A 12,065-nucleotide genomic window follows, 5' to 3' on the forward strand; every position below is an offset into this window, starting at 1 on the left:
CGGCCGGGCACTTGGGCCCGAAGCCCGGTCCGGGCCGGCACCCACGCGGAGGAACGTATGACGGCACAGATTCTGGACGGCAAGGCCACGGCCGCCGAGATCCGCTCGAACCTCAAGGTCCGCGTCGAGGCGCTCCGCGACCGCGGGGTCTCGGTCGGGCTCGGCACCGTCCTGGTCGGCGACGACCCCGGCAGCCACTCCTACGTGAACATGAAGCACCGCGACTGCGCCGAGGTCGGCATCGAGAGCATCCGCCGCGACCTGCCCGCCACCGCGTCCCAGGACGAGGTGGAGCGCGCCGTCGCCGAGCTGAACGCCGACCCCGCCTGCACCGGCTACATCGTCCAGCTCCCTCTCCCGAAGGGCCTGGACGAGCAGCGCGTGCTGGAGCGCATCGACCCCGGCAAGGACGCCGACGGCCTGCACCCGACCAACCTCGGCCGGCTCGTCCTGATGCAGCCGGGCCCGCTGCCGTGCACGCCGAAGGGCATCGTCGAGCTGCTCCGCCGCTTCGACGTCCCGCTGCGGGGCGCCGAGGTCGCGGTCGTCGGCCGCGGCATCACCGTCGGACGGTCCCTCGGCCTGCTGCTGACCCGCCGCACCGAGAACGCGACCGTCACCCTGTGCCACACCGCCACCCGCGACCTCGCCGAGCACACCCGCAGGGCCGACATCGTCGTCGCCGCGGCCGGCGTGCCCGGCCTGATCACCGGCGACATGGTCAAGCCGGGCGCCGCCGTCCTCGACGTGGGCGTCTCCCGGGTGGACGGCAAGCTCGCGGGCGACGTCGCCGCCGACGTCCGCGACGTGGCCGGCTGGGTCGCGCCCAACCCCGGCGGCGTGGGCCCGATGACCCGCGCGATGCTGCTCGCGAACGTCGTCGAGGCCGCCGAGGCCGCCGAGCGGCGGTCCGCCTGACCGGGCGCCCCCGAGACGGCACGCTGCGGGGGCCGCCACCAGCACCAGGTGGCGGCCCCCGCCCGCGTAGCCCTGGGCCGCGCCGTCACATACGCGGCCGTACGGGGGGCTCAGCGATCGCCCTCTGGTTTGCGCTGCCGTGAGGGCGACCGCAGGTCTCACATCAGCTGGCCCTCCGTCCCGCGGCCGTGCTGTGCGCCGGACGGCCCGGACCGTGGCCGTGGCCGGTCGTTCCCGGCCGGCGCGTCTCGGTGGTGGTGCCGCGCACCCCGGGGACGCGCCCGTCCATCGGCGGACGGCCCTGCTGGGGGACGTGCACCGGTGGCAGCGGTCGGACGAGGCCCATCGCGATGACCTCGTTGGCGAGCCGAGTGCGCCGGTTGGCGCCCTCGGGGATCCGGAACTTCTGATAGAGGCGCAGCAGATGCTGCTTGACCGCGGCCTCGGTGACGACCAGCTCGCCGGCGATGTCGCGTGCGGTGGCCGGAGCCACGAACGCCTCGTCGGACAGGGCGGGCCGGCACAGCGAGGTCAGCACGTCGACCTCGCGGCGGGTGAGCTCGGGCGCGACGGCGCGCCGCAGCTCGACGTCCGGGTCGACCTCCTCACGGGGGATGCCCCCCAACCGGCAGCGCGCCGTGCCGAAGCTCACGACGTCACCGTCCTCCAGTACACGGCGAGCGATCGGCCGGCCGTTGACGCGCGTCCCGTTGCGGGACAGGCCCATGTCCACCACGTAGACGTACGGGCCACGTCGGACGATCTCTGCGTGCAAACGGGACACACTCGGGTCGTCGAGGCGGATGTCCACTCCTCTCCCTCTCCCGACCGTCGTCACGTCGGGGCGCAGCGGCATCACCAGCCCGCTGTCCTCGATCCGCATGAACGGCCCCTCCACGGCAGTCCTCCCAGCTAGTTAGCGACCCCTGTCTGCCGGGTTACCCGGGCGCCGTACCCTCACACCCTCCTACTGGCGAGTAGGACCGATGGCGCAAGGGATTGCGGCCTCTCGGCCGTCACCTTGAGCACATAGGTCCCATCCGCATTCCGGCGGGGGCGGCGAGGCGGACCGCCCGGGTGCGCGCGATGTCGTGCCGGGACCCGATTGCCTATACCGTGAGGGCCATGAGCACCCAGGTGCATCGGCGCAGGCGCAAGGCGCCGCGTCGCAGGGGCGCCGCCCCGCACTGGCTCGCGCGGCTGCCCTACCTCCTCGTGCTCAGCGGCGTCGGCGCGGGGCTCACCCTGTGCGCCTTCAACTACTTCCGCAAGGGCTCGGGCCTCATGGCCGCCGCGCTGCTCATCGGCGCGCTCGCCCGGCTCCTGCTGCCCGAGTCCCAGCTCGGCCCGCTCGCCGTCCGCAGCCGCTCGGTCGACTGCTGGACGCTCGTGATCCTCGGCGAGATGGTCGCGTTCGTCTCGCTGAGCGTCCCGCCGATGAACAAGACCGGGCTCGTCCTCGCCGGCGCGTTCGGCGTGCTGATCGCGCTGACGATGCTGGTGCGCGGTGTGAGGCTTCTCATCGCCGGGCGCTCGACCCGGACGGGTGACGGGCCACCGGGCTAGGGCGTCCGCGCAGGTGGGGCCGAGAGCGGGGGTCGCCGGGGCAAGGCCAGGTCTAGACCTCATGACCGCCTCGGCTAGCCTTGTCGGTTGAGCCTTACAAGGACTGCTGGCCAGGTGTAGGAAAGGGACAGCAACAGCATGCCCAAGATCAAAGTAGCGGGCCCGGTCGTCGAACTCGACGGCGACGAAATGACGCGGATCATCTGGAAATTCATCAAGGACCAGTTGATCCTGCCCTACCTCGATGTGGACCTGAAGTACTACGACCTGGGGATCGAGCACCGTGACGCCACGGACGACCAGGTCACCGTCGACGCCGCCAACGCCATCCTCGAGCACGGCGTCGGTGTCAAGTGCGCGACCATCACCCCCGACGAGGCGCGCGTCGAGGAGTTCGGCCTGAAGAAGATGTGGCGGTCCCCGAACGGGACGATCCGCAACATCCTGGGCGGCGTGATCTTCCGCGAGCCGATCGTTGTCTCCAACATCCCCCGCCTGGTCCCCGGTTGGACGAAGCCGATCATCATCGGCCGCCACGCCCACGGCGACCAGTACAAGGCCACCGACTTCGTCGTCCCCGGCCCCGGCAAGGTGACGATCACCTACACCCCCGAGAACGAGGGTGAGCCGATGGAGTTCGAGATCGCGAACTTCCCCGGCGGCGGCGTCGCGATGGGCATGTACAACTTCGACGACTCGATCCGCGACTTCGCCCGGACGAGCATGCGGTACGCGCTGAGCCGCGAGATGCCGCTGTACATGTCCACGAAGAACACGATCCTCAAGGCCTACGACGGCCGGTTCAAGGACCTGTTCCAGGAGATCTACGAGTCGGAGTTCAAGGCCGACTTCGAGTCCAAGGGCCTCACCTACGAGCACCGGCTCATCGACGACATGGTCGCCGCGGCGCTCAAGTGGGAGGGCGGGTTCGTCTGGGCCGCCAAGAACTACGACGGCGACGTCCAGTCCGACACCCTCGCGCAGGGCTTCGGCTCCCTCGGCCTCATGACCTCCGTCCTCATGACCCCCGACGGCAGGACCGTCGAGGCGGAGGCCGCGCACGGCACGGTGACCCGGCACTACCGGCAGCACCAGCAGGGCAAGCCGACCTCCACCAACCCCATCGCGTCGATCTTCGCCTGGACGCGCGGGCTGGAGCACCGCGGCAAGCTCGACGGCCAGCCCGAGGTCATCGACTTCGCCCGCAAGCTGGAGCAGGTCTGCATCGAGACCGTCGAGAGCGGCCAGATGACCAAGGACCTGGCGCTGCTCGTCGGCGGGGAGACCCCCTGGCTGACCACGCAGGGCTTCCTGGAGGCGCTCGACACCAACCTCCAGAAGAAGATCAACGCCTGATCGGGCTCTCGCGGTGGGCGGGTCGAAGCCCGCCGCACGCGGGCCGGGGGCCGTTCCGGATTCGTCCGGAGCGGCCTTCGGCGTTCTCCGGGTGCTCGTCCTCCCTGGGAGACTTACGGCTTTTCGGGGCGGTCTTCCGCCTGTTCGGAGTCCGGGTGGAATGCCGGGAGGTGTACCTGGACGGTCGCGGGTAGAAGGTGCGCGATAGCCTGGCACCCGCAACTATCTCGACGGCGAGAGAACCCGCGACACGCAGCGCACGAGCGGGCGGCCTCTCGGGCGGTCGGGTTCCCGAAGGATGGCCGCCTGAGCCCCGTCAGGTCACAGCAGGAGAAGGACGCATGACTCGCACCCCAGTCACCGTTACCGTTACCGGCGCCGCGGGCCAGATCGGCTACGCGCTGCTGTTCCGCATCGCGTCCGGGCAGCTCCTCGGCGCGGACGTCCCCGTACGCCTGCGCCTGCTGGAGATCCCGCAGGCGGTGAAGGCCGCCGAGGGCACCGCGATGGAACTGGACGACTGCGCGTTCCCGCTGCTGTCCGGCATCGACATCTTCGACGACGCCGGCCGCGCGTTCGAGGGGACGAACGTCGCGCTGCTGGTCGGCGCCCGCCCGCGCACGAAGGGCATGGAGCGCGGCGACCTGCTGGAGGCCAACGGCGGCATCTTCAAGCCGCAGGGCGAGGCCATCAACGCCGGCGCGGCCGACGACGTCAGGATCCTGGTGGTCGGCAACCCGGCGAACACCAACGCGCTGATCGCGCAGCAGCACGCCCCGGACGTCCCGGCCGAGCGGTTCACCGCGATGACGCGCCTCGACCACAACCGCGCCCTGGCGCAGCTGTCGAAGAAGGCGGGCGTCTCCGTCGCCGACATCCGGAAGATGACGATCTGGGGCAACCACTCCGCCACCCAGTACCCGGACCTGTTCCACGCCGAGATCGCCGGCAAGAGCGCCGCCGAGACGGTGAACGACCAGAACTGGCTGGAGAACGACTTCATCCCGACCGTCGCCAAGCGCGGCGCCGCGATCATCGAGGCGCGCGGCGCGTCCTCGGCGGCCTCGGCCGCGTCCGCCGCGATCGACCACGTGCACACCTGGGTGAACGGGACCGCCGACGGCGACTGGACGTCCATGGCGGTCGTGTCGGACGGCTCCTACGGCGTCCCGGAGGGCCTGATCTCGTCCTTCCCGGTCACCACCAGGGACGGCAGGTGGGAGATCGTCCAGGGCCTGGAGATCGACGACTTCTCCCGCGGCCGCATCGACGCGTCCGTCGCGGAGCTGTCCGAGGAGCGCGACGCGGTCCGCAAGCTCGGCCTCATCTGACCCGCCCCGACTGACCCGCTCCACGAACGAGCCCCGGACCCCGAGGTCCGGGGCTCGTCCCATGTGCGGCCACCCGGGGCCAGAGTCCAGGGGGCGGGCGGGACCGTGCCCGCCCGGCGAGGGGCGAGGTCACAAATGATCTGAAGGCGTCGGTATCGGTCGCTAGGGTGTGATCGCTCGGGAAGTGATCGGGGGAGGCGGGCCGTGGCCGAACAGGCGTTCCAGGTGGATCTTCGGGGCGTGGTGGATCTGCTGAGCCGCCATCTCTACGCCAGCCCGCGGGTCTACCTGCGGGAGCTGCTGCAGAACGCGGTGGACGCGATCACGGCGCGCGGGGCGGGCGGCCGCGTCGAGATCGAGACGGGCGGCGGCGTCCTGCGCGTCCATGACGACGGCGTCGGCCTGACCGAGGACGAGGTGCACACGCTGCTGGCGACGATCGGGCGGTCGTCCAAGCGGGACGAGCTCGGTTTCGCGCGCCACGACTTCCTCGGCCAGTTCGGGATCGGGCTGCTGTCGGCGTTCCTCGTCGCCGACGAGATCGAGGTCGTGACGCGGTCCGCGCGCGGCGGCGGCGCCGTCCGGTGGACGGGGCGCTCCGAGGGCAGCTACCGGGTCGAGCCCGGCGAGCGGGACGAGCCGGGCACGACGGTGACGCTGCGGGCGCGGCCCGGGTCGGCGGAGCTGCTGAGCCCGCCGGTCGTCGCCGGGCTCGCCGCCACCTACGGGTCGCTCCTGCCGGTCGATCTCGTCGTCGACGGCGTGGCCGTCACCGGCGACGGGCCGCCGTGGCGGGCGTCCTACCGCGATCCCGCCGACCGCAGGCGGGCGCTGGACCGGTACTGCGAGGACGTGTACGGCTTCACCCCGTTCGACGTCGTCGACCTCGACGTCCCGGAGGCGGGGCTCACGGGCGTCGCGTTCGTCCTGCCCGAGCCGGTGGCGCCGACCGCGCGCTCCGCGCACCGCGTCTACCTGAAGCGGATGCTGCTGGCCGAGAGCGTCGAGGGCCTCCTGCCCACCTGGGCGTTCTTCGCGCGCTGCGTCGTGGACGCGGGGGAGCTGCGCCCGACCGCGAGCCGCGAGGCCCTCTACGAGGACGAGCTGCTGGAGTCGACGCGGCACGGCCTCGGCGAGGTGCTGCGGCAGTGGCTGGTGAGGCTCGCCGAGACCGACCCGGCGCGGCTGCGGGCGTTCCTGCGGCTGCACCAGCTCGGCGTCAAGGCGATGGCCCTGCACGACGACGACATGCTGCGGATCGTCGACCGGTGGCTGGAGTACGAGACGTCCTCCGGGCCGATGACCCTGCACGAGTTCCGCCGCCGCCACCCGGACGGCCGCTTCACCGCGAGCGTGGACGAGTTCCGTCGGCTCTCGGCGGTCGCGGGCGCCCAGGGCGTGGGCCTGGTGAACGGCGGCTACGTCCACGACACCGAGATCATCGAGCGGCTGCCGGACCTGGATCCGGACATCCGGCTCGCGCGGCTGGACGCGGCCGAGCTGACCACGACGTTCGGCGTCCTCGACCCCGCGGCGGAGCTGGCGCTGCGGCCGTTCCTCGCGGCGGCGCAGCGGGCGGTGGAGCGGCTCGGCTGCGAGGTGGTCGTCCGCGACTTCGATCCCGCGTCGCTGCCCGCGCTGTACCTGACGAGCCGGGACGCGCAGTTCCGCCAGGAGCTGGAGCGCGCGAAGGAGGAGGCGGGCGAGCTGTGGGCGGACGTGCTCGGCGCGGTCGACGCCACCGCGAGCACCGACCGGCCCCAGCTCGTGCTGAACTACCGCAACCCGCTGGCGCGGCGCGTCACGTCGCTCGGCGACGGCGGGCCGGTCGAGCCCGCGGTCCAGGCCCTGTACGGGCAGGCGCTGCTGCTCGGCCACCATCCGCTGCGGCCCGCCGACACGGCGGTCCTGAACCGTTCCTTCATCGGCCTGCTGGAGTGGGCCGTCCACTCCCCGGAGGGCCCTGATGAGCACTGAAGACGTCTACGCGCTCATGGCGCGGTCGCTGGAACTGCCCTACGGGGAGGCCCGGACCGTCCTCGTCGAGGACGCGCTGCGCCGCGCGGAGGCGGCCGGCGACGAGGTGCTGGCGTTCCACGTGCGGGTCAGGCTCACCGACGCCTACCGGTACGGCGGGGAGCCCGCGAAGGCGTTCGCGACGTTCGGCCGCACCCTGGCCGACCACGACCGCGACCCCGCCCGATTCGACGAGACGCACAGCCTCCTGTGGCAGATGAAGGCGGCGGTCAGCTCCCTGACCCTGTTCCCTGAGATCCCGCTCGACCGCACCTACGCCGTCCTCGACGACATGGAGCGGCGCTATAAGACGGGTGGGCACAGCCTCCAGGCGGTGTACCACTACCGCAACGTGGTGGCGCGGCACATCGGCGACAGCTCGGCGGACGAGTGGTTCGTGAAGTGGCGCACGGCCGAGCGGGACGAGCTCTCCGACTGCGAGGGCTGCGACCCGACCGGCATGGTCCGCCACCTGGTGGAGAACGGGCGGCACGAGGAGGCGTTCGAGACCGCCGCGCCCGTGCTGAGCGCGCGGCTGTCCTGCAACGAGCAGCCGCAGTCGATCCGGACGGCGCTGCTGCCGGTGTACCTGCGCATGGGCCGCCTGGAGGAGGCCGCCGACGCGCACCGCCGCGCCTACCGGGTCCACCGGTCCCGCCTCGCCGACCTCGGCGACGTCGCCGAGCACCTGGAGTTCTGCGCGGTCACCGGCAATGAGGCGCGCGGGCTTGAGATCCTCCAGCGGCACCTCGGCTGGCTCGACCGGGCGCCTTCCGCGCACGCGGACATGGAGTTCTCCGCCGCCGCGGCCCTCCTGCTGCGGCGGGTCGAGGAGGCCGGCCACGGCGCGGCGACGGTCCGCCGCCCGGCGGCGGGCGACCGCCCGGTCGCGGACGTGGCCCTGCCCGAGCTGCGCGCCGAGCTGGCCGAGCGCGCGACGGCGCTGGCGGCCCGGTTCGACTCCCGCAACGGCACGTCCCACCAGGGCGACAAGGTGCGCGCCACGCTGGAGGCCGAGCCGGTCGCCGACTTCCTGCCGCTGGCCCCCCACCACCGGCGCGCCGCCCAGGCCGGTTCCCCAGCGCAGACCGGTTCTACAGCGCAGACCGGTTCTACAGCGCAGGCCGGATCCACAGCGCAGGACGACTCCACCGGCGAGGACGACCTCGCGGCCGTGGACGACCTCGGTGAGCTGCTCGAACGGGTGGAGCAGCGCCGCAGGGCCGGCGACCTGCCCGGAATGCTGGCGGCTTTCCGGCGGTTCGACGCCGTCGCCGAGACCACCGAGCCGACGCCCCTCCAGAAGGCCCGCCGCCTCGACGGCCGTGGCGTCGAACTCGCCGTCGAGGGCGACGGCCGGGGCGCCGCCGCGTGCTGGGAGGAGGCCGTCGCCCGCTACGCCGAGCTGGGCGAGGAGACGCGCAGGCACCGGGCCCTCGGCCGTCTCGGCGCCATGCGCGTCGACCTCGGCGACGAGGGCGGCCTGGAACAGGTGGTCGCGGCCGCCGAGCACCTCGCCGCGCAGCCGGGGGAGGACGGCGACGCCACGGCCGCGCTGCTCCGCCTCGCCACCGCGCAGATCAGGTTCGATCGTCCGGCCGAGGCCCTCGCCGCGCTCGACCGGATCGACCCGGGCGACGACCCGAGCCGCGCCGGTGAGCTCTGGTTCGTGCGGGGGCAGGCGCTCCTGCTGGCCGGCGACGTCGACGCGGGGGTCACGGCCCTGCGCCGCTCCGCCGACGCGGCGCGCGCCTCCGGCGAGCCGGAGACGGTCGCCTCGCCCGCCCTGCTGCTCGCCCGCACCCTCGCCCGGCGCGACGAAGGCCCCGACGAGGAGGTGTTCGCCCTGCTCGGTGAAGTGATCGCCGTCCTGCCGGGCCCCTCGCCGATGCGCGCGGCCGCGCACGGCGACCGCGGCCTGGCGTTCCTCGCGGCGGACCGCCCCGCGGACGCCGTCGCCGACCTCGTGGAGGCCATCGCGGCCTGGACGGCCGAAGGCCTGCACGAGCAGGCGGTCCACTTCCGCGTCGATCTCGCCGCCGCGTACCTGGCTACGGGCCGCCACCTGGAGGCCGCCGAGGCGGCGGAGGAGGCGCTGCCCTCCCTGGACGACGACACCGCCCGGCGCTGCCGCCTGATCCTCGCGCACGCGCAGAAGGAGATGGGCGAAGAGGAGGCCGCCGAGACGTTCGCCGCCCTCGCCGAGGACGCAGCGCGGGACGGTCAGCACGACGCCGTCGCGCACTTCCTGGAGGAGGCCGCGGGCGTCCTGACCGCCCTCGACAAGGACGCTCTGGCCGCCGCCCGGTTCGCCGAGGCCGCCGAGGCCCACGAGAAGGCGGGCGACCCCTACGGGCTGGTCCGGACCCGTCGCCGCGCCGCCATGTGCCTGCTGTGGAGCGGCGACCGCGAGGAGGCCGCCACCGCCATCGAGACGGCCCGTGCGGCCCTGACCGGGCTCCCGCCGGACAACGAGCCCGCCCGCGTCTGGGAGACCGCCCTCGTCTCCTACGACCAGGCCCGCATCCTCGCCCAGGCGGGCCGCCTGGACGAGGCAGCCGACCACGCCGCGGCCGCCGCGGACGGTTTCACGGCGCTGGACGAGACCGGCGCCGCCGAGGAGGCGACCCGCCTCCGCGACGACATAAAGGCCGCCCAAGAGTGACCCCCGCCCGGTGCGCCCCTCGGGTCAGGTGACCCGGTGGGCGCCCTGGGAGGGGGTGGCCTCCAGGAACTCGGGGGGCGTCCAGCCGCGCCCGGCGTAGGCGCCGGTGATCGCGTCCCGCACCTTCGCGGCGCGGGCGGCGGGGGTGAGGACGATGACGGAGCCGCCGAACCCGCCGCCCACCATGCGGCCGCCCCGGGCGCCCGCGCGCACCGCGGCGTCGACGGTCGCGTCGGCCTCGGGCCAGGACACCTCGAACTGGTCGCGCAGGGACAGGTGCGAGGCGTTCAGCATGGCGCCGAGCTCCGGGAGGGCCCCGGCGCGCAGCAGCCCCACGGTGGCCTCGACGCGGTGGTTCTCGGTCACGACGTGCTGGACGCGGCGGCGCAGGACGGGGTCGCGCAGCGACGCGAGGGCGGCGGCGAGGTCCTTGACGTCGCGCAGGGCCTCCACGCCGAGCAGTGACGCGGCCTCCTCGCACTCCGCGCGGCGGCGGCCGTAGTCGCCGCCCGTCAGCGCGTGCGAGGCCCGCGTGTCGACCACCAGCAGGACCATCCCCGAGGCGGCCGGGTCGAAGGGGACCTGCGACGACAGGCCGCTGCGGCAGTCGAGCATCAGCGCGCGGCCGGGCGTGCACAGCAGGGACGCCGACTGGTCCATGAGACCGCACGGCATGCCGACCTGCTCGTTCTCGGCGCGCTGCGCGAGCCGGGCCAGGGCGGGGCGGTCGATCCGGGCGCCGTGCAGGTCGCACAGGGCCAGCGCGGTCGCGCATTCCAGGGCGGCGGACGAGGACAGGCCCGCGCCCTGCGGGAGGTCGGAGTCGATCAGCAGGGACGCGCCGCCCGTCCCGTGACCGCGCAGCACGCGCGCGACGCCGACCGGGTAGGCGGCCCACCGCCGGTCCGGCGGCCAGTTCTCGGCGGCGACCGCTCCGCCGTCCACGGGCGCGGTGACGGCGGTGGCGGCCTGCAGCGACCGCACCTCCACGAGGCCGTCGTCGCGGCGGGCGGCGGCGACCGAGACGCCGCGCGACAGCGCGAACGGCAGGACGAAGCCGTCGTTGTAGTCGGTGTGCTCGCCGATCAGGTTGACCCGTCCGGGGGCGCGCCACACGCCCTCCGACGGCCGCCCGAACGCCTCGGCGAACGCGTCGCTCGGCGTCCCGGTCATCGCGAGCGCAGGAACGTCCACGCGTCGTCGACCATGGTGCGCAGGTCGCGCTCGGGCTTCCAGCCGAGCCGCGCCTGGATCCTGTCGGACGAGGCGACCAGCACGGCCGGGTCGCCGGCGCGGCGCGGCGCCGTCTCGGCCGGGATGTCGCGGCCGGTGACCTCGCGGCAGACCTCGACGACCTCGCGGACGGAGCTGCCGGTGCCGCTGCCCAGGTTGAAGATCTCGTGCCGGCCCGGCTCGCAGGCCTCCAGCGCGAGCAGGTGGGCGCGGCCGAGGTCGGTCACGTGGATGTAGTCGCGGACGCAGGTGCCGTCCGGCGTCGGGTAGTCGTCGCCGAACATCTTCACGGCCCCGCCGTCCCCCTGCGCGATCTTCAGCACGTTCGGGATCAGGTGGGTCTCGACCGCGTGCCGCTCGCCGAGCCGCCCGTAGGCGCCGGCCACGTTGAAGTAGCGCAGCGACACCCCGCCGATGCCGTGCAGCCGCGCGTACTCGGCGAGCGCCGTGTCGATCGCGAGCTTGGACGCGCCATAGGGGTTGGTCGGACGGGTCGGGTCGGTCTCCAGGATCGGCGTCGACTCCGGCTCGCCGTAGGTCGCGGCGGTCGAGGAGAACACGATGCGGTGGACGCCCGCGACGCGCATCGCCTCCAGCAGGGCGAGGGACTCGCCGAGGTTCTTGTCCCAGTACAGGCCGGGCTTCTCGACGGACTCCCCGACGAGCGACCTGGCCGCGAAGTGCAGCACGGCGTCGAATCCGGCGCCGCCGAGCACCTCCGAGGCGGTGTCGCGCAGCGTGCCGCGCACGAGCCGGGCGCCCTCGGGCACCGCGTCCTCGTGGCCGGTGGACAGGTCGTCCAGGACGACGACCTCGTGCCCCGCCTCCAGGAGCAGAGCGGAGACGACGCTGCCGACGTAGCCGGCGCCTCCGGTGACGAGCAGCTTCACTGACGGACCTCCACGGGCGGGACTCTGCTGGTTCGCGACGATCAGGACGGCGGGGGCCGGTCCAAGGCTATGGGGTCCCCTCAGGCTATC

Annotated in this window: 9 protein-coding genes; 6 read left to right on the forward strand and 3 right to left on the reverse strand. The window is 73.5% G+C overall.

The window, feature by feature from the left end:
• The first annotated feature begins 57 nt into the window (after positions 1-57).
• Positions 58-918, forward strand: coding sequence for a bifunctional methylenetetrahydrofolate dehydrogenase/methenyltetrahydrofolate cyclohydrolase (locus FKD65_RS29375; RefSeq protein WP_141580873.1), 861 nt, complete (start codon positions 58-60; stop codon positions 916-918).
• 163 nt (positions 919-1,081) lie between these two features.
• Here FKD65_RS29375 and FKD65_RS29380 read toward each other — a convergent pair whose 3' ends face one another.
• Positions 1,082-1,816 (reverse strand): FHA domain-containing protein, encoded by a 735-nt coding sequence (locus FKD65_RS29380; RefSeq protein WP_141580875.1) that lies wholly within the window; start codon positions 1,814-1,816, stop codon positions 1,082-1,084.
• Positions 1,817-2,043: 227 nt separating this feature from the next.
• Between FKD65_RS29380 and FKD65_RS29385 the strand changes: the two genes are divergently transcribed.
• The 5 genes from FKD65_RS29385 to FKD65_RS29405 all read left to right on the forward strand — a co-directional run bounded on the left by FKD65_RS29385 (position 2,044) and on the right by FKD65_RS29405 (position 9,852).
• Positions 2,044-2,484 (forward strand): DUF3017 domain-containing protein, encoded by a 441-nt coding sequence (locus FKD65_RS29385; protein WP_141580877.1) that lies wholly within the window; start codon positions 2,044-2,046, stop codon positions 2,482-2,484.
• Positions 2,485-2,622: 138 nt separating this feature from the next.
• Entirely contained in the window at positions 2,623-3,840 is a 1,218-nt protein-coding gene (locus tag FKD65_RS29390) for an NADP-dependent isocitrate dehydrogenase (RefSeq protein ID WP_141580879.1), read from the forward strand.
• Between the two features lie 341 nt (positions 3,841-4,181).
• Positions 4,182-5,171, forward strand: a complete 990-nt coding sequence (locus tag FKD65_RS29395) for a malate dehydrogenase (protein ID WP_141580881.1) — start codon at positions 4,182-4,184, stop codon at positions 5,169-5,171.
• A 204-nt stretch (positions 5,172-5,375) separates the two neighbouring features.
• Entirely contained in the window at positions 5,376-7,148 is a 1,773-nt protein-coding gene (locus tag FKD65_RS29400) for an HSP90 family protein (RefSeq protein ID WP_141580883.1), read from the forward strand.
• Positions 7,138-9,852 carry a hypothetical protein gene (locus FKD65_RS29405; protein ID WP_141580885.1) on the forward strand — a complete coding sequence of 905 codons (2,715 nt, stop codon included), beginning with the start codon at positions 7,138-7,140 and terminating at the stop codon, positions 9,850-9,852. Before FKD65_RS29400 ends, FKD65_RS29405 begins: the two co-directional genes overlap by 11 nt.
• 24 nt (positions 9,853-9,876) lie before the next feature.
• On the opposite strand, the gene galK is transcribed toward FKD65_RS29405, so the two are convergent.
• Together galK and galE are read right to left on the reverse strand one after the other, a co-directional pair.
• Positions 9,877-11,046, reverse strand: coding sequence for a galactokinase (galK, locus tag FKD65_RS29410; protein ID WP_368367144.1), 1,170 nt, complete (start codon positions 11,044-11,046; stop codon positions 9,877-9,879).
• Positions 11,022-11,975 carry a UDP-glucose 4-epimerase GalE gene (gene galE, locus FKD65_RS29415; protein ID WP_141580887.1) on the reverse strand — a complete coding sequence of 318 codons (954 nt, stop codon included), beginning with the start codon at positions 11,973-11,975 and terminating at the stop codon, positions 11,022-11,024. Before galE ends, galK begins: the two co-directional genes overlap by 25 nt.
• Positions 11,976-12,065 lie beyond the last annotated feature (90 nt).

This window comes from Actinomadura sp. WMMA1423 (genome assembly GCF_006547145.1).
Lineage (GTDB): Bacteria > Actinomycetota > Actinomycetes > Streptosporangiales > Streptosporangiaceae > Spirillospora.